Below are 17,720 nucleotides of genomic sequence, written 5' to 3'. Positions count from 1 at the left end.
CTTGTTCGGGTGCGCGCTCAGCGCGAATGTTCGAGGGAAGACACCGCCTTTGTCCATCCCTCTTTCAAGGCTTGATGGCTCGCGGGCGGCAACACGCCGAGCCGCACATGGCCCGGCAGGCCGAAGGAGGCGCAGTCGCGCAGTTTGATGCCCTCGGCGCGCAGTGCGTCGGCGAAATGGGGATATGGCTTGTCGGTGCGGGCGCAGAAGAAGTTCGCGTCGCCGGGCAGGCACTGCCAGCCCAGCGACTCGCAGGCGACCTGCTGCTGCGCTTTCCATTCGCGCAGCGTGACCAGGCTTTGCGCGAGCCAGCGCTGGGCGTCGTCGCCGGTCCATGTCGCCAGCAGCACCACGCCATGCGTGCCCAGCGGCCACGACGGCGCCAACCGCTCGAGGCGCCCCATCAACGGCGAGCCGACAGCGTCGAGGGGCGCAATGGCATAGGCAGCGCGAATGCCGGTGAGGCCCATGGCCTTGTTCGGCGTCCACATCTGCCAGACGCGGTCGCGCTGTGCGGCATCCAGCGAGGGACTGCCTTCGAGGCGCAGCGGTTCATAGGCCATATCGAGCACGCAAGGCCCTCCGTCGCCTTGCGCATGCGCCACCAGATTGGCCTGCGGCTGCCCGAGCGGGCTCGATGGTTCGCAGCACCAGCGCAAGGCAGCCGTCTCGAACGGCGCGGGCGCGCGCAGCACCTGCAGGCCCCAGGCCCGCGCGGCGCGCTCGTAGTCGCCGTAGCTGTGCGCCGGCAGCCAGACCACGCCGGCACCGCCCTGAGCGACGGCGGCGCCGATGCGGTGGATGAATTCGCTCGCGCTCGCCGCGATCACGATGCGTTCCGGCGCCACGCCGTGGAAGCCCGCGAGCCGGTCGCGCAACGCCGTGTAGCGCGGGTCCGGGTAATGCGTGGGATCGGCGTCGCGCAATGCGGCAAGCACGGCGGGGCATGCACCCACCGCATTGCCGTTGGTCGAGAAATCATGGGGTGCCGCGCCCGATGCGTCGGGTCCGCCGTGAATGAAGCCGCCCGTCATCCCCCCGTCCCCCCCAGCACCGCGACGATGACCAGTGAGGCGCACACCGCCCATGCCAACACCACCACCGCGCCCAGTTGCGCGGCACGCCGCGTGTCCGCCGAGGCAGGCGCGCGCCCTTCCGCATTCAGCGCATACACGCCCGGCTTCGCCAGCCGCACGCCAAGCAACAGCGCCATCGCCGCCATCGGCCAGCCGCTGTTGGGCGACGGCGTGCGCCGCGCTTCTTCCGACAACCGCGCAGGCCAGCGCAAGGCCGCCACCGCGAGCAGCACCGCCGTGATGCGCGCGGGCACCCACGAAAGCACGTCGTCCGCGCGCGCGGCCCATTTGCCGAACCATGTCCAGTCGCGGCCGCCGCGTTCGCCGCGGTAGCCCCACATCGCATCGGCCGTGTTGGCAAAACGGTAGATCGCCGCCCCCGGCAGGCCGAACAGCACGAACCAGAACACCGGGGCCACCAACGAGTCGTTGAGGTTCTCGGCCAGCGACTCGATGGCGCTCTCGCGCACTTCGCGCTCACCGAGCTCGGCCACATTGCGGCTCACCAGCCGGGCGAGCTGCGCACGGCCCGCGTCGAGCGACACGGCCAGCGCGTCCTCGACCGCCAGTACTTCGTCGCGCAGCATGCGCCATGCGAACAGCGGCTTGAACAGCAGGCCCAGCAGCACGGCCACGGCCCATGCGGGCAGCCATTGCACGATCGCGCCCTGCAGACCGGAGGCCACGCCCCAGACAGCCATCGCGCCGACACACCAGGTCAGCGCGCCGATGAAGAAGGCCGGCATGTCGACCGGCTTCGCGTGGTGATGCAGCGGCGCGGCGCGCGAGCCGATCCAGCCGAGGTAGTTGCCCATCCACACCACGGGGTGCAGGTATGGGCGCGGTTCGCCGAGCCAGCGGTCGATGGCCAGCGCGAGCCACAGCGCGGCGACAAGGGCGAAGGAATAGGACAACGGATCGTCAGCAGGCATGGGAGCCGCCATTCTCGCGAATCAGGCGGCTGCCCTGCCGCGCCGCCACTGAACCAGGGCGCCAAGCGCGGCGAGCAACGCGGCGCCGAACACGACCCACAGTTGCAGCACGACGGATTCGGCCTTGGGCGCCGGCAGCTTATCGGGCGTGGGTTCCAGCCGCAGGCCGCTCACAGGCCGCGCGCCGTCGGCTGCCGGCTCGGCTTCCGGAGCCTTGGCGGGTTCCGCAGGTGGCGGCGCCGCAATCACCGGAGCGACCGTTGCGGCGTGCACCGTGGGCGCGGCGAGCTGCTGGCGCACGAAGCGCTGCACGCCTTCATTGCGCTCACGCAGGCCGGTGGCGCCTGCCGCCTCGACATAGGCCCGCGCCAGTTCCCTGCGCGTGGCCGCATCGGGCTTCCAGTAGTTCAGCCTTACCGCGTCGAGCATGCGTTCCAGCGTCTGCGCGAACGCCGCGCGGTTGTCGCCTTCGAGCCATTCGCGCGTGCCCAGCTTGTATCTGTCGCGCACATACACGTCGTGCAGCGACTGCCACTGGTCCTGCCGCACCACGTCGGGCGCGGTGACCTGCCAGCCCCACAGGAACTGCGCCGTCTTCAGGACCTGCAGCGTGCCGCTGTAGCCCTCGGCCTTCTGCGCGGCGATCCACTGCGGATGCAGGTAGCGCGTCTGCATCTCGCGCGCGATGGCGCCGGCGGCGGTGTCTGTGCGCACAGCCGGGCCGTCGCGCAGGTTCTGCACGTACAGCGCCGGGTCCTTGCCGGTGAGCTGCCGCACCGCCTGCGCGATACCGCCGAGGTACTGGAAGGGATCGTCGTTGGTGAGCACGCCATAAAGATTGGAGCTGCGCGCCATCAGCGCCGCGTCGACCTGCGCGAGGTTGCCCGCGTAGGCGCCGGGCCGCGACGCGCCGTCCAGGCCCTTGCCGTAGGCATGGCCCATGCGGTCCATGTAGAGCTGCGCCATCTGCGCATCGCCGCCGCCGCGCTGCTGGCTCTTCCAGGCATCGCTCGCGAGCGCGGCTTCCTCCAGCCCCGCGCCATAGCTGCCCTGCTCGTTCGAGAACACCCGCGCGGTAGCCCATCGCCTTGCCTCCTCCGGCGTGGCGCCCTGGGCGCGCAGCTTGCCGGCCAGCGCCTCGCTGTGCTGCGCCACCGCATTGCCGGGCTCGGGCAAGGCGGCCACCTGCCGCACCGCCTCGTCGAGCCAGCGCATCACGTTCGGGAACTGGTCGCGGTAGGAGCCGGTGACGCTGATGAGCACGTCCATGCGCGCACGCCCCAAGGCCTTCGCCGGAATCACTTCGATGCCGCTCATGCGGCCCGCGTCGTCCCAGCGCGGCTTCACGCCCATCGCATGGAAAGCCTGGCTCTCGAGCACGCCCTGGTGGCGCGAAGCCTCGCCGGCCCACAGCGTGAACGCGATCTTTTCGGGCGCCTTGCCGGCGTGGCTCTTCGCATGCGCGGCGATCCAGGCGTCCATTGCTGCGACGCCCGTTTCCCAGGCGGCGCGCGTGGGCACGCGGCTCGGGTCGAAGCCGTAGAGGTTGCGCCCGGTCGGCAGGCTGTCGGGGTTGCGCACCGGGTCGCCGCCGTAGCTGGCCTTGAGGTAGCGGCCGTCCAGCGCCGTCAGCAGGCCTTCGATTTCCTCGTTGTGCGAGAGCACGGCGTCGAGCTTGCGGGCGCGCTCGGCCAGCTCGCCGAGCTTCTGCACATCTGCAGGCGTCTTGCCCATCGCGCTCGCGGCCGCGGCGTCGCTCAACGCGAGTTCGACCCAGCGCGCGGGCTTCGATGCGGCCACGCTCTTCGCGTCGATCAGGAAGGCCTCGTCGATGTCCTCGCCCAACGCTTCCACCAGCGGCTTGCCGAGAATCTGAAGGATCGTCATGCGCCGGCGTTCGGCATCCGGCGCCTGTCCGAAGGTGGCCAGGCCCAGCGGCTGCGCTGTCTGCGCGAGCTCGTCGAGGTACGGATGCAGCACCGCGATGAAACCCGCGAAGTCGGCGCGGATACGCGCCGGTGTCCATTGCAGGTCGCGGTCATAGTGCTGTTCGGCGAACTCGGCCGTCAGCTGCCTTTCCATGGCCGTCTTCACCGGCCCGGGCGACAGGTTTTCCCAGTCGTGCATGCGCTCGTGCATCGCCTGCACGCCGGGCCGGAAACCCGCGGGCGCGAACATCGGCGTCGAATGGCTCACCATCGTCGCGCGGCCGCGCCGCTTGGCGGTGGTGGCCTCGCCGAGGTTGTCCATGATGTACGGGTACACGTTCGGCAGGTCGGCCAGCGCGAGCAGCGGATCGTCCTGCACCGACAGCCCGCGCTCCTTGCCCGCCGACCATTCGACCGTGCCATGGGTGCCCACATGCACCACCGCGCTCGCGCCGAACTGCGTGCGCAGCCACAGGTAGGTGGCCAGGTAGCCGTGGCTCAGCGGCACGGCCGATCGGTGATAGACCTGCCCGGCCTTGTCCACGACCTGCGTGCCGGGCTCGAAGCGCGGCGGCTGGCGCAACACCACGACATTGCCGAAGCGCACGCGCGGAATCACGAAGACCGGCTCGCCCGCGACCGGGCGCAGCATGGCCGACTTTTCAGGCGGCCCCCAGTAGGCCTCGATGCGCCGTTGCGTCGCCTCGGGCAGCGTGCGAAACCATGTGAGGTAGCGAGGCAGCGGCATCGCTTCGGCCAGGCCCCGGTCGAGCAGCGGCTGCAGGGCGTCGTCCTGCCCTGTCGGGTAGTAGGCCTTCATCGTCGCCTGCACCTGCGCGATCAGCGCGTCGGTGCCCGGCAGATCGGTGTCGTAGCCGGCGGACTTCATCGCGGCGAGCATGTTGTTCACGCTGCGCGGCACGTTGAGGAAGGACGCGCCGAAGTTGGCCTCGCCCGGCGGATAGTTGTAGACCAGCATCGCCACGCGCCGCTGCGAGGCGGGCGTGCGCTGCAGCCGCAGCAGCGCGGCGGCCTTGGCGGCCACGGCGTCGATCTGCGCAGGCAGCGGCTGCAGCGTGCCGGAGGCCGCGTCGCGCGCGCTCACAAGCATCGGGTCGGTCATGCCGGCCAGTTCGCTCGGGCTGTAGTACGAGGCGATGTCGGTTTGCGAAAGGCCGTCCTTGCTCTGCGCCCACTGCGTTGCGTCCATCGCCAGCGAGGGCAGCGTCTGCAGCACGGGCACGCCGATGCGCTCGAGCTCGGCCTTGCGCTCGTTGGGGCTGAAGACCAGCGAGGCGTTGACGATCAGGTCGGCCACGCGCCGCTCGCCGGCGTGCGTCATGCCGAAGAACAGGTCTTTCTGCTGGCGCGGGCCGTAGAAGGCGTAGGCGCGCAGGCTGCGCTGTTCGAGCGAGGCGATGAGCGCATCGAGCCAGCCGGTGTCGTCGCCGGTGACGGTGGCGCTGTTGATCGCGATGGCGACAGTGCCGCTTGCGGGGTTGCCGGGCAACCGGTCGAGCGCGGCGATGTCGGTTTCGATGCGCGGCCAGCCTGGGTGATAGAAGCCGGCCAGCGGAAGCGGCACGGGCGCCGGAAGCCCCGCCAACTCGCCGGGCTTGGCCATCGCCTGCATCGAGGCGGCAAGGTTGGCCGTGCCGGCGAAGCGCCAGTACTCGCGCAGCCGCTGCGCCCACGCGGCATCGACGCCGCGCTCGGCCGCGAGCGGCGCGGCGGCGGAGGCCTGCCCCTTGGCAACCAGCGCGAACTCGCCGACCAGCACATAGGGCACGGCGCCACGCGAAATCACGTCGCCGAAGCGGGCGGCGGCAGCCTGTGCCACGCTGATGTGCGGCGCGTCGATGACCAGCAGCCGTGCGTCTTCCAGCGCGGCTGCCAGCGTCTCGGGCGAATCCTTCGAAGCCGACACCACCTGCAGCGGCAACCCCGCCTCGCGCGCCGCGGCCTCCAGCCGAACCACCCGCGCCGGCGACACCAACGGCGTGCTCAACACCACGACACGCCCGCCAGCCGGCTGCGCATGAACCGACGCCAGCAACCCCAGCGCCGCCAGCAGCCCGAGCAGCCAGCGCAAGAAGACCCGCGTCACTTCCCGCCCTGCGCCGGCACCGCGTCCGCCGGCACGTAGACCATCGTGCCGTCCTTCAGCCGCCAGGCGGTGCCGGCCTTTTCGCCGTCGCCCTGCCCCGTCGCGCCGCTGGCCTTGAAGCGTGTGAGCTTCTGGCCTTCGCGCGTGATGATCTCCATGTCGGGCTTGCCCTCGTTGCGGATGATCGTCACCTTGTCCTGCGCGAACGGGTTCATCGGGTTGTTGATGACCGCGATCATCAGCATGCCGATCACCACCATGAACACGTCGATCAGGTTGATGGTCGAGAGCACCGGATCGTCGTCGTCGCTGTCCAGGCTGCTCAGGATGGAAAACTGCCGCCGGCTCATGAGAGCCGATCCCGCGCGTCCAGCACCGTCACCAGTTCGCGCATGAGCCATCGGCGGCGCACGGTGTACACCACGAAGGTGATGGAAGCCGAAGCCAGCGCCACGATCACGCTGGCGAACGCGGGCGCCAGGCTCTGCGCCACGCCCTGCGATTCGCCCGAGGCCACGGCCACCAGCGCCGGGCCCATCGGGATCATCGTGGCGATCAGCCCCAGCATCGGCGCCACCCGGCTGCACAGCCGCACGCCTTCGAGCTGCTTGAGCACCACCAGCTCCATCTGCTCCTGGCTCGCGGTGGCGTGGCGTTGCAGCACCAGCGCGCGCAACGGATCGCGGCGGCGCTGCACATACTCGATGCCGAAGGCGCCGAGGCAATAGACCGCATAAACGAAGGACAGCAGCACGCCCAGCGTCACCGGCCAGAGGAACAGGCGCGCAAGCTCGAAGAGAACGGTGTCGAAGGCCAGCATCAGGTCGGCTCCGTGGGAGAAGAAGTGGGGTCGAACAGGTCCGAAGGACGGCCCCAGCTTTCGTCGAACACCAGCGACGCGAGCGGCTCGCGCTTCGCCCAGCGTTCGCGCTGCAGCATCGGCTCTTCGTAGAACTGGTGCACGGGCCCCAGGCACAGCAAGGCGATGGGCTCGGCGCCTTCGGGCAGCCCGAGCAGCACCGACACCTCGGCCGGATCGAACAGCGACACCCAGCCCATGCCCAGCCCTTCGGCGCGCGCCGCAAGCCAGAGGTTCTGGATGGCGCAGGAGGCCGAGGCCAGGTCCATTCGAGGCAGCGTGCGGCGGCCGAACACGTGCTTCTCGCGTCCGTCCGCCAGCGTCACCACGAGCAGTTCGGCGGCGTCGAGCAGGCCCTGCACCTTGAGCCGCATGAACTCGTCTTCACGCTCGCCGAGCGCGCGGGCCGTGAGCACGCGTTCCTGTTCGACGACGTGGTGCAACCGCTGCCGCAAGGCTTCGCCGCGAACCCTGATGAAGCGCCACGGCTGCATGAAGCCGACGCTGGGCGCGTGGTGTGCCGCGTCGAGCAGCCGTCGCAGCACATCGGGCTCCACCTGGCCGCCTGCGAAGTGGCGCATGTCGCGGCGCTCGTGGATGGCGCGATAGACCGCCTGCGCTTCTTCTTCAGTGAAAGTCGGGCTGGTCACGCTGCTCTTTCGGGGTGAGCGCGCCCTGAGCGACGGCGAAAAAACAGCCCCACGTCAATCCTCGATCCCGCGCTGCGCAGGAATACCAGCCTTGAACGCGTGCTTCACCAAAGTCATCTCGGTCACCGTATCGGCCAACTCGATGATCTCCGGTGGGCAGCGGCGCCCCGTCAGCACCACGTGCACATGCCTGGGCCGTGCGCGCAAGGTTTCGAGCACGCCGTCGAGCGGCAGCCATCCGTAGATCAGCGGGTAAGTGATCTCGTCGAGCACCACGAGAAAGAACTCGCCCGACATGATCGCCGCCTTCGCCTTCTCCCAGCCGTCGCGCGCGAGCTGGCCCGAGCGCTCCAGGTCCTGGCTCTTCCAGCTGAAGCCGTCGCCCAGCCCCTCGATCGGAATGCCGATCTGCTCGAACATGCGGTGCTCGCCGAAACGCGCCGTCGGCACTTTCATGAACTGGTAGATCTTCACGGCCTTGCCGCGGCCATGGGCGCGCAGCGCGAGGCCGAAGGCGGCCGTGCTCTTGCCCTTGCCGTCGCCGGTGTTGACGATGACGATGCCGCGGCGCTCGCCCTCGGGCTTCTCGTAAGGCTTCTCGCTGGGTGGTGTTTCGATCTGCATGATTCTTCGGTTCGTATGTGGGTTACTGCGGCAGCGCGATCCATTGGTCGGCAACGCGGTGCACGCGGATGCGGTGGTCGAACACCTGCTCCAGCGCGGCATGCGTGGCCGGGTTGCCGCAGGCGCCGTGATGCGTCACGCGGCCGTGGTTCATCACCACCAGTTCGTCGGCGGCCAGCGCCATCGGCAGCTCGTGCAGCACGCTGACCACCGTGCGGCCTTCGGCGACCAGGGCGCGCGCCGTCTGCATCCAGTCGGCCTGGTGCGGCGGGTCGAGATTGGCGAGCGGCTCGTCCATCAGCAGCAGCTCAGCCTCGACCGCCAGCGCGCGCGCCAGCAGCACGCGCTGGCGCTCGCCGCCGGAAAGCTGGCCCAGCGGCCGGTCGCGCCAGTCCCAGGCCTGGGTGGTGCGCAGCGCACGTTCGACGGCGTCACGGTCGGCATCGCTGGGCGCGGCCAGCCAGCGCTGGTGCGGCAGGCGGCCGAGCATGGCGACGTCGTACACCATCAGGTCGTCGGCACTGCCCTCGCCCGTGCCGCTCTGGCCGAGCCAAGACAAGCGCTGCGCTCGCGCGCGCGCCGGAATCTTCGCCTGCGCCTGGCCGAACAGCCGCACCTCGCCCCGGTGCGCGAGCAGCCCCGCCAGCGCCTTGAGCAAGGTCGACTTGCCCGCGCCGTTCGGCCCGACGATGCTGGTCCAGCGCCCGGAGGCGAGCGCCAGGTCGATGCCATGCAGCACCTCGGTGGCGCCGAGCGTGGCGCTCAGGCGGCGTGCTTCGAGCGCGGGAGCGTTGCTCATGCCACGCCCCCGCGCGCGCCGCGCCGGTGCATCAGCCACAGCAGGTAGCTGCCGCCCAGCACCGCCGTGAGCACGCCCACCGGCAGCTCCTGCGGCGCAATCAGCCAGCGCGCCAGCAGGTCGGCCGACATCAGGAGCAGCCCGCCCATCAGCGCCGACAGCACGATCAGCCGCGCATGCGTGGTCTTGACCGCCGAGCGCACCAGATGCGGCGCAGCCAGACCGACGAAGGCGATCAGCCCGGTCTGCGCCACCGCCGCGCCGGTGGCCAGCGCGAGCACCACCACTAGCGCCGCGCGCATCGCGCCCAGCGGCAGGCCCAGGCTGCGCGCCGTGGCCTCGCCGAGCGCCAGCCCGTCGAGCACCGGCGCCAGCGCCCAGCCCAGCAGCAGGCACACCGCGCCGACCATCGCCATCACGGCGCAGGCGCTCCAGCCGACCAGCCCGGTGCTGCCGAGGATGAAGCCCTGTATGGCCTGAAGAATGTCGGCCGAGGCGATGGTGATGAGGTCTTTGGCGGCGCCCAGCACCACGCCGACGATCACGCCCGCGAGCAGCAGCCGCAGCGTCTGCTGCACGCCGCGCGCGAGCAGCAGCGTGAGCATCACCGCGACCACCGCGCCGACGAAGGCCGCGCCGGTGAGCCCGAGCCGCATCACCCATTGCGTGCTGGCGGCCGAGCCGCCGAACATCAGCAGCGCCAGCGCCACGCCGAGCGAGGCACCCGAGGCGCTGCCCAGCAGGTACGGGTCGGCCAGCGGATTGCGAAACAGCCCCTGCGCCACCGAGCCCGCCAGCCCGAGCAAGGCGCCGGCCAGCCAGGCGCCGAGCGTGCGCGGCAGCCGGATGTCCCACACGATCTGCAGCGCCACCGGGTCGTGCCGGGCCAACAGCAGGCTCTCGAAGCCGGTGCTGCCGATGCCCAGGCCCAGCAGCATCGCCCCGGCGCCCAGCACCAGCAGGCCCAGGCCGAGCAGCAGCACCCGCCGCAGGTGCGCCGTGTGCCTGTGGGCCGCGCTCACCGCTTGCCGCCCTTGTCGCTCAGGCACTGCGCCATCAGGCGCGCGGCCTCGTCCATGCGCGGGCCGGGGCGCACCAGCACGTCGGACTGCTCGGCGCTGAAGCGGCAGATGCGCCCTTCGCGCACCGCGCGGATGCCGGCCCAGCCGGGCCGCTGCTCCAGCCCTTGCGCGCTGCGCACGCTGACCATGATGAGGTCGGGATTGGCGCGCACCACGTACTCGGGGTTGAGCTTGGGAAAGGGCCCGAGCGATGCCGGCACGATGTTCTTCACGCCGAGCCGGGTGAGCGTCTCGCCGATGAACGACGACTCGCCCGCCGCGTACGGCGCGCTGTTCACCTCGAAGTACACGCGCAGGCCTTTGGCGCTCGCGGGCAGCGACTGCGCGGCGGCCGACACGCTGGCGTCGATCACGCGCCAGACCTTGGGTGCCTCGTGCGTGCCGAGCACCTGGTCGAGCTTGTCGAGCACGCGCCGCACGTCGGCATGGCTCTTGGGCTCGAGCACCAGCACCTTGATGCCCAGCGCCTCCAGCCGCTGCGTCACGCGCGACGACTTGGCGAGCAGCACCGCGTCGGGCTTGAGCGCGACGATGGCTTCGACGTTCGGATCGAGCCCGCCGCCGACCTGCGGCAGCGCCTTGACCTGCTCGGGCGAATTCGAATAGCGGTCGACGCCCACCAGCCGGTCGCAGGCGCCGAGCGCGCAGACCGATTCGGTGAGCGAAGGCAGCAGCGTGACGATGCGGCGCGGCGGCTCGCGCAGGCTCACGGTGACGCCGCGCTCGTCGACCACGTCCAGCGCATGCGCCGCCAGCGCAAAAATGGCCAGGCCGAGCGCGGCCAAGGGAATGCGGATCTTGTTCTTCATGCGCATGCGGCGGGTGCTTTCAGGCTCAGCGGCAGGCCGGCGGCCATGAGCGTCACGCGATGGCAGGCGGCGGCCACGTCCTGGTTCAAGCGGCCCAGCGCATCGACGAAGGCGCGGGTCTCGCGGCCCAGCGGGATCACGCCCAGGCCGATCTCGTTGCCCACCAGCACCACGGGCCCGCGCGCTTCGCGCAGCGCGACCAGCAGCATGGCGGCGTGCGTGGCCGGCGTGCGCGTGGCGGGACGGGCGTCTTCGCAGGGCATCGGCATCATCAGGTTGGTGAGCCAGAGCGTGAGGCAGTCGACCACCACCAGCGTCTCGGGCGTGCTCTGCGTGACGATGGCGCGCGCGAGTTCGATGGGCTCTTCGATGGTGCGCATGCCGGGCACGCGCTCGGCGCGGTCGGCCTGGTGGCGCACGATGCGCTCGAGCATCTCGTCGTCATAGGCCTGGGCGGTGGCGATCATCACGGCGCGATGCGTGCGCGGGCCGGCAAGGAGCCAGTCGGCTGCCCTTTGCTCGGCGCGGCGCGACTTGCCGCTCTTCTGGCCGCCGAGGATGAACTCGTGCTCGACTGTCGCCGGCTTATTCATGGGGGGCATGGCTTTGCAACTCGATGGGCATGGCGCCGAAAAGGCACGCGGTGGCTTCCGGGCTGGAAGCGAACCACGCATGGAAATAGCTGGCGCGCACCGGACCGTGCACATAGAGCGCCTCGCCGCCCTGCGCGCCCACGGCCTGGGTCGTGCCGGGCCGGGCGGTGCGCGCGACGGGCGCGAGTGGCGTCTCGCAGCGTGAATAGTGGAAGGTGTGACCGCGCAATGCGTGGCCGCCGAGCTGCAGTTGCTGCGGGCCGAGACCGGCCAGGCGCTTCTGCATCGTCACCCTGCCGGGCAGCAGGCCCCAGAGGCGATGCACGTTGCGGTCGCCCGCGCCGTCGTCATGCGTGGCCAGTTCGTCGAACAGCGCCATCATGCCGCCGCACTCGGCCCACACGGGCTTGCCGGCGGCGACATGGGCCGCCAGCTCGGCACGCATCGGCTCGCAGCGCGACAGCGCCTCGGCATGCAGCTCCGGGTAGCCGCCGGGCAGCCAGACGGCGTCGCAAGCGGGCAAGGCGTCGCCCGCGAGCGGCGAGAAGAAAGACAGCCGCGCACCCAGCGCGCCGAGCACGTCGAGGTTCGCGGGGTAGATGAAGGAGAAGGCGGCGTCGCGCGCAATGGCGATGGTGCTGCCGGCCAGCAGCGGTGCCACCGGGGCTACCGGCGGCGCGGCATCGAAGCGCACCTGCGGCAGTTGCGCGACGTCCAGCTGTCCCAGCAGCGTGCCGGCCAGCACGTCGGCCACGGCGTCGAGGCGCGCCATCGCGTCGCCCAGTTCGTCGGCAACAACCAGGCCGAGGTGACGCTCGGGCAAGGTGAAGCCGGCGTCGCGCGGCAAGGCACCCAGCCATCGGGACGGTTCGCGCAGCGCCTCTTTCAGCATGCCGGCATGGCGCTCGCTGCCGACGCGGTTGGCCAGCACGCCGGCCCACGGCAGGCCGGGCCTGAAGTTCTGCAGGCCGTAGGCCAGCGCGCCGAAGGTGCCGGCCATGGCGTGCGCGTCGATCACGGCCAGCACCGGCAGGCCGAAGCGCTGGGACAGGTCGGCGGCACTGGGCGTGCCGTCGAACAGGCCCATCACGCCTTCGACGATCAGCAGGTCGCAGTCGGCCGCCGCCGCGCGCAGGCGCTCGCGGCAGTCGGCCTCGCCGGTCATCCAGAGGTCGAGCGAATGCACCGGCGCGCCGGTGGCCAGCGCGAGCCAGAGCGGATCGAGAAAGTCGGGCCCGCACTTGAAGGCCCGCACCCGCCGGCCCTGCCGCGCGTGCAGCCGCGCGAGCGCGGCCGCGACCGTGGTCTTGCCCTGCCCCGAGGCCGGGGCCGCCACCAGCACCGCGGCGCAGGCGGCCGCCGCGGCACCGGCGGTGTCGCTTCGTTGCGAGGGGTTGCTTATTGCGGCGTCCACTTGAGACCGACGTACGCGGTGCGGCCGGCGGTGGCGTACAGGCGCGCGTACTGGTAGTCCTTGTTGCCCACATTGTCGACCCGCGCGATCAGGTTCAGGTCGCGCGTGATCTGCGTGCTGGCCGACAGGTTCAGCACCGTGTAGCCGCCCAGCTTGACGCTGTTGGCGGCGTCGTCGTAGCGCCGGCTCGAGGTCTGCACCTCGGCGCCCAGCGTCCAGCCCGCGACGCGCCAGTCGGCGCCGAAGGTGGCGTGGCGCTGCGCGCGGCGTGCCAGCAGGTTGTGCGTGCCGAGGTCGCGCGGGTCCTGGAAGTCGAGCGAGGTGCGCAGCGTGACGTCGCCGATGCGATGGCCGCCCGACAGCGTGACGCCCTGGTAGCGGGCGCGCGCGGTGTTGCCGTAGCAACCAAAGGACGAGGCGCAGCCCTTGGCCGTGCCGTCGAAGGTGATCAGGTTGCGCACCTGGTTCTTGTAGACCACGATGCCGGCATGCGAGGCGCCTTCGGTGTACTGCAGGCCCAGTTCGACGTTGCGGCTGGATTCGGGCTGCAGCGATGCCAGGCCGTATTCGCTGAAGCGCTGGTACAGCGTGGGCACGCGGAAGGCGGTGCCGGCCGAGGCCGTGAAGCGCAGCGACGGTGTGATGGCATAGCCGTAGGCGGCGCTGCCGGTGGTCTTGCCGCCGAACTCGCTGTCGCGGTCGTGGCGCAGGTGCAGCTGCAGCGAGTGCGGGCCCTGCACGAAGCCGTAGCCCAGCGACACCGCGTCCTGCGCGCGGTCGCGCGAGAGCAGCTTCGAGCTGGTGGTGGGCGCGTTGTCGAGCGCGTCTTCGCGGCGCTCAAGGGCCGCCGTCACCAGGTGCGGGCCGAAGCGGAATTCGTTCTGGAACAGGTAGCCGCGCAGGTGGGTTTCGGTGCGGTAGAAGCTCGGCTGCGTCTTGTAGACCGACTGCGAATCGGTGATCTGCACGCGGGTGCTGTAGACGTCGTTCCACTTGGCCGACCAGGTGAGGCCGGCGGTGCGCAGCGTATTGCTCGAGATGTCGTTGGCGAACAGGAACGGCAGCTTGGTCTTGTAGGACACGGTGGCGTCGTAGCCGGCCTGGATGTCGCTGGCCAGCAGCGTGGCGTCGATGCGCTGATCGGGCGTGATCTGGAAGCCCAGCTTCAGGTTGCCCGAGGTGCTGTTGTAGCCGTCGCGGTCGGGGCTGGTGAAGCCGTCCTTGACCACGTTGCGCTTGTCGACCGGCTGGATGTTGTAGCCCTTGCTCTCTTCATGCGCGACGCCGAAGGAGTAGTCCAGCAGGCCCGACTTGCCGCTCACGCCGCCTTCGATCTTGCGCAGGCCGTAGCTGCCGAAACCGATGCCCGCGTAAGGCGAGACGCCCTCTTCGCCGCGCCTGGTGAAGAGCTGGATCACGCCGCCGATGGCGTCCGAGCCGTACACCGCGGCGGCCGGCCCGCGCAGCACTTCGATGCGGTCGATCTGCGACAGCGGAATGCCTTCCCAGCCGGCGCCGCCGGTCGATTGCGAGTCGATGCGCACGCCGTCCAGGTAGACGGCGGTGAAGCGCGTTTCCGCGCCGCGGATGTACAGGCTGGTGGTATTGCCCACGCCGCCGGAGCGCGAAATCTCGATGCCCGGCAGGCGCGCCAGCACATCGGCCACGCCCGTGGCGCCGCTGCGCTCGATGGTCTGGCGATCGATGATGGACACGTCGCCCACCAGGTCGGACAGCGCCTGCGGCGTGCGGTTGGCCGTGACCACCGTTTCGCCGAGGGTGGGCGCTTCTTGCGCATGGGCCAGGCCGCCGAAGGCGGATGCCAGCGCCAGCGGCAGGCAGGCGAAACGGAGACGGCGCGCGGGAGCGCGGCCACGGGAAACGGAAGCGTGGGAAATCATGAAATGTGCCGAACGAACGTCAATGCCCCGTGCCGGCTTCCCCGCCGGCACCTGGGCGCAATGGCTGCCTCGCGCACTTTTTCTTTGGTGCATGCGGCAGCCGCCTTGTTGGCCGGTATCCGGGCTGGCAGAACGCCCCCCGCCGCCTTCCCAGGCACCTGTTTCAGGGTGCCCAGTGGCTGTGTGGATAGGGGTGACGCCTTGCGGCGTCGTCTGCTTGACCGTTGCGGGGGCAGCGCAGGCGGCTTGGGCCGGGCCCGACGCGTGTTCGGGGGACCTTCACTCCTGCTTCCCGTTGAACCGCGGCGCGTGAACCACGCCGCAGGCACCAACGGGCGGGATTTTAGGCCCTGGCGAGCACTGTTTAAGCCGAAAGTTGCGCCGCCGCTAACATCGGAGCGATGCGCCCGGCCTCGGTTTTCCTGAATATTCGTTCCGCGCTGCAGCGGCTTTTCGGCGTTTCTGGCTGGCAGTCGATGCTGCTGTGGTCCATTGCCGCCGGCCTGCTCGGCACGCTGGCGACCGAGCTGTTCCGTGCGGCGCTCTACGGTTTCGAGCACCTGCTGCTCGGCCCCGGCGAAGGGCTGGTGGCCATGGCCAAACACCTGCCGTGGTGGGCGCGCATCGCCTGCCCGACGCTCGGCGGACTGGTGGCCGGCCTGCTGCTGGTGCTGGCCAAACGCGTTGCGGTGCGCAGCGCCACCTCCGACTACATGGAAGCGATCGTGCTGGGCGACGGCCGCATTCCGGTCGCGCAGACGCTGGTGCGCAGCGCGTCGTCTCTCGTGAGCATCGGCACCGGCGGCTCCATCGGGCGCGAGGGCTCGATGGTGCAGCTCGCGGCGCTGGCCGCCTCGCAACTGGGGCGGCTGCTGCGCTTTCCGGCGGAACGGCTGCGGCTGCTGGTGGCCTGCGGCGCCGCGGCCGGTCTCACCGCCGCCTACAACGCGCCCATCGCGGGCGCCTTCTTCGTCGCAGAGATCGTGCTGGGCTCCATCGCGATGGAAAGCGTGGGGCCGATCATCATCGCGTCGGTGGTGGCGAACGTCGCCATGCGCGCGCTGCCGGGCTACCAGCCGCCCTACAAGATGCCGGCGTTCCCCGAGATCCACGGCACCGAGGTGATTCTGTTCTGCGTGCTCGGCGTGCTGCTGGGCTTTGCGGCGGTCGGCTTCCTGCGCGCGCTGCAGGGCAGCCGCGCGCTGTTCGCGAAGCTGCCGATCGCGCTGCCGTGGCGGCTTGCGCTGGGCGGCCTGCTGATGGGCGCCATTTCGGTGCCGATGCCCGAGGTCTGGGGCAACGGCTACAGCGTGGTCAACGCGGTGCTGCACACGCCGTGGCCCTGGACGCTGATCGCGATGGTGCTGGTCGCCAAGGCGGCAGCGACGATGGCCACCGCGGGCTCGGGCGCGGTGGGCGGCGTGTTCACGCCGGCGCTGTTCTTCGGCTGCATGATCGGCGCGCTCTTCGGGCTGGCGGTGCAGGCGCTGTGGCCGGCTTCGAGTTCGGCACCCTTCGCCTACGCCATCGTCGGCATGGGTGCGTTCCTGGCGGGCGCGACGCAGGCGCCGCTGATGGCGATATTGATGATTTTCGAGATGACGCTGAGCTACCAGGTCATGCTGCCGCTGATGGCCGCGAGCGTCATCGCGTACTTCGTCGCACGCTCGGCCAATGCCGGCTCCATGTACGAGATCACGCTGCGCCGCAACGAGCAGCGCGACGCGCAGCTTCGCCTGCGCGGCCTGCATGTGCGCGACCTGGTGCAGCCGGCCGAGACGGTGGTGGGCCCCGACGCGGATCGCGAGGCGATGAGCAAGCTCTTCCTGCAGCATCCGGTGAAGTACCTGTACGTGGTCGATGCCCAGGGGCGCTACCTGGGCGTGGTGCCGCTGGCCGCGCTCGGCGCGGCGCCGGCCGAGACCTCCGCCGGCGCCCTGCTCTCGCAGGTGATCCTGCCCATCACCGCCGACACCGGCCTGGGCGAAGCGCTGCAGCGCTTTCTCGAGCACCGGGGCGAGCGCCTGCCGGTGATCGAGAGCGAGGCCAACCCCATGCTGCTGGGCGTGGCCGCCAAGAGCGCGCTGCTCGCCACCTACGTGCGGCTCAGCGAGTAGTTTGAAACGCCGATGGAAGGCCGCAGAATCCACGCCTCGACGTACCCTCGCCCGCTCCCGGCGAAGGCCCCTTCCAGGGAAACTACAATCGCCAACCATGCCCGCATCCAGCCCCATCGACCAGATCGCCGAGCGTGTCGAACGCCTGCTCGTGCGTCACGAAGAGGTGCAGCGCACCAACGAGTTGCTGCAGGAACAGGTCGATGCGCTCACGCGTGAACGCGACGCCCTGAAGTCGCGGCTCGCCGCGGCCCGCACGCGCCTCGACGCGCTGCTCGAACGGCTGCCGGCTGAACCACCTCCCCAAGACCCCTCCGCATGAAGCAGATTGAAGTACAGATCATGGGTCAGAGCTATCTGCTCGGCTGTCCCGATGGCGGCGAGGCGCAGTTGCGCGAAGCCGTCGAACGCGTGGACGCGGCCATGTGCAAGATCCGCGATGCAGGAAAAGTCAAGGCCCGCGACCGCATCGCGGTGCTGGCGTCGCTGAATCTGGCCTTCGATCTGGCCGCGCAGCAAGCCGCCACTGCAGCCGCGCCCGCGGCAGTACCTCCCGCCGAGGCAGCAAGCACCGCCGCCGATACAACAGAAACCGACCCGAAGGCCGCCCAGCTCATTCAAAGACTCGATCAGGCCCTGGCCGGCGATGGACATTTGCTCTGAATGATTTCGTCGGACACGGGCAGGCAGGCGTAAAATCCGAACTGTCTGCAGACGTGTCGGGCTTAATATTTCCTTGTTCCAATGCTCTCCGGAGCCGGGCTTGGTACATCGCTAGACGGGCGTGATCATCTCGCGTCAGATGAACCCGAAGTCTTGCTGCCCTCGC

At 70.2% G+C, this 17,720-nt stretch carries 16 protein-coding genes and 1 riboswitch; of the genes, 3 read left to right on the top strand and 13 right to left on the bottom strand.

Annotation, left to right across the window (positions count from 1 at the left end; genetic code table 11):
• Positions 1–17 precede the first annotated feature (17 nt).
• Genes L3V85_RS16770 through L3V85_RS16710 form a run of 13 tightly spaced genes read right to left on the bottom strand, consistent with a single transcriptional unit; the run spans position 18 to position 14,774 of the window.
• Positions 18–1,034: an aminotransferase class I/II-fold pyridoxal phosphate-dependent enzyme gene (locus L3V85_RS16770; protein ID WP_237680182.1), complete on the bottom strand. Its 1,017-nt coding sequence runs from the start codon at positions 1,032–1,034 to the stop codon at positions 18–20.
• Positions 1,031–2,020 (bottom strand): adenosylcobinamide-phosphate synthase CbiB, encoded by a 990-nt coding sequence (cbiB, locus tag L3V85_RS16765; protein WP_414080220.1) that lies wholly within the window; start codon positions 2,018–2,020, stop codon positions 1,031–1,033. The genes L3V85_RS16770 and cbiB overlap by 4 nt, the downstream gene beginning before the upstream one ends.
• 9 nt (positions 2,021–2,029) lie before the next feature.
• On the bottom strand, positions 2,030–6,043 hold the full coding sequence (cobN, locus tag L3V85_RS16760) for a cobaltochelatase subunit CobN (protein ID WP_237680180.1): 4,014 nt from the start codon (positions 6,041–6,043) through the stop codon (positions 2,030–2,032).
• The gene (locus L3V85_RS16755) at positions 6,040–6,393 is read right to left on the bottom strand and encodes a DUF2149 domain-containing protein (RefSeq protein ID WP_081266948.1); all 354 of its coding nucleotides are present in this window, start codon (positions 6,391–6,393) and stop codon (positions 6,040–6,042) included. The genes cobN and L3V85_RS16755 overlap by 4 nt, the downstream gene beginning before the upstream one ends.
• The gene (locus L3V85_RS16750; protein ID WP_237680179.1) at positions 6,390–6,863 is read right to left on the bottom strand and encodes a MotA/TolQ/ExbB proton channel family protein; all 474 of its coding nucleotides are present in this window, start codon (positions 6,861–6,863) and stop codon (positions 6,390–6,392) included. Before L3V85_RS16750 ends, L3V85_RS16755 begins: the two co-directional genes overlap by 4 nt.
• Positions 6,863–7,552, bottom strand: coding sequence for a 5,6-dimethylbenzimidazole synthase (gene bluB / locus L3V85_RS16745; protein ID WP_237680178.1), 690 nt, complete (start codon positions 7,550–7,552; stop codon positions 6,863–6,865). Before bluB ends, L3V85_RS16750 begins: the two co-directional genes overlap by 1 nt.
• 54 nt (positions 7,553–7,606) lie before the next feature.
• Complete coding sequence (gene cobO, locus L3V85_RS16740; RefSeq protein ID WP_237680177.1) at positions 7,607–8,176, bottom strand: cob(I)yrinic acid a,c-diamide adenosyltransferase; 570 nt, start codon at positions 8,174–8,176, stop codon at positions 7,607–7,609.
• Between the two features lie 22 nt (positions 8,177–8,198).
• Positions 8,199–8,975: an ABC transporter ATP-binding protein gene (locus L3V85_RS16735; protein WP_237680176.1), complete on the bottom strand. Its 777-nt coding sequence runs from the start codon at positions 8,973–8,975 to the stop codon at positions 8,199–8,201.
• Positions 8,972–9,997, bottom strand: coding sequence for a FecCD family ABC transporter permease (locus L3V85_RS16730; protein WP_237680175.1), 1,026 nt, complete (start codon positions 9,995–9,997; stop codon positions 8,972–8,974). The genes L3V85_RS16735 and L3V85_RS16730 overlap by 4 nt, the downstream gene beginning before the upstream one ends.
• Complete coding sequence (locus L3V85_RS16725; RefSeq protein WP_237680174.1) at positions 9,994–10,872, bottom strand: ABC transporter substrate-binding protein; 879 nt, start codon at positions 10,870–10,872, stop codon at positions 9,994–9,996. The genes L3V85_RS16730 and L3V85_RS16725 overlap by 4 nt, the downstream gene beginning before the upstream one ends.
• A complete protein-coding gene (locus L3V85_RS16720) occupies positions 10,863–11,468 on the bottom strand; it encodes a bifunctional adenosylcobinamide kinase/adenosylcobinamide-phosphate guanylyltransferase (protein WP_237680173.1) in 606 nt (201 codons plus the stop codon). The genes L3V85_RS16725 and L3V85_RS16720 overlap by 10 nt, the downstream gene beginning before the upstream one ends.
• A complete protein-coding gene (locus L3V85_RS16715) occupies positions 11,452–12,873 on the bottom strand; it encodes a cobyrinate a,c-diamide synthase (protein WP_237680172.1) in 1,422 nt (473 codons plus the stop codon). Before L3V85_RS16715 ends, L3V85_RS16720 begins: the two co-directional genes overlap by 17 nt.
• Entirely contained in the window at positions 12,858–14,774 is a 1,917-nt protein-coding gene (locus L3V85_RS16710) for a TonB-dependent receptor domain-containing protein (protein WP_237680171.1), read from the bottom strand. Before L3V85_RS16710 ends, L3V85_RS16715 begins: the two co-directional genes overlap by 16 nt.
• A 93-nt stretch (positions 14,775–14,867) precedes the next feature.
• Positions 14,868–15,121: riboswitch (cobalamin riboswitch) on the bottom strand.
• Between the two features lie 54 nt (positions 15,122–15,175).
• Between L3V85_RS16710 and L3V85_RS16705 the strand changes: the two genes are divergently transcribed.
• The 3 genes from L3V85_RS16705 (at position 15,176) to L3V85_RS16695 (ending at position 17,554) form a co-directional block, all read left to right on the top strand.
• Complete coding sequence (locus tag L3V85_RS16705) at positions 15,176–16,891, top strand: ClcB-like voltage-gated chloride channel protein (RefSeq protein WP_237680170.1); 1,716 nt, start codon at positions 15,176–15,178, stop codon at positions 16,889–16,891.
• Positions 16,892–16,988: 97 nt separating this feature from the next.
• Positions 16,989–17,213, top strand: coding sequence for a DUF904 domain-containing protein (locus tag L3V85_RS16700; RefSeq protein WP_081270851.1), 225 nt, complete (start codon positions 16,989–16,991; stop codon positions 17,211–17,213).
• Positions 17,210–17,554, top strand: a complete 345-nt coding sequence (locus tag L3V85_RS16695) for a cell division protein ZapA (RefSeq protein ID WP_237680169.1) — start codon at positions 17,210–17,212, stop codon at positions 17,552–17,554. The genes L3V85_RS16700 and L3V85_RS16695 overlap by 4 nt, the downstream gene beginning before the upstream one ends.
• Positions 17,555–17,720: the final 166 nt, after the last annotated feature.

Source organism: Variovorax paradoxus (genome assembly GCF_022009635.1).
In the GTDB taxonomy this organism is placed as follows: domain Bacteria; phylum Pseudomonadota; class Gammaproteobacteria; order Burkholderiales; family Burkholderiaceae_C; genus Variovorax.
Note: the sequence above shows the minus strand (reverse complement) of the source record. Positions and strands in the feature narration are given on the sequence as shown.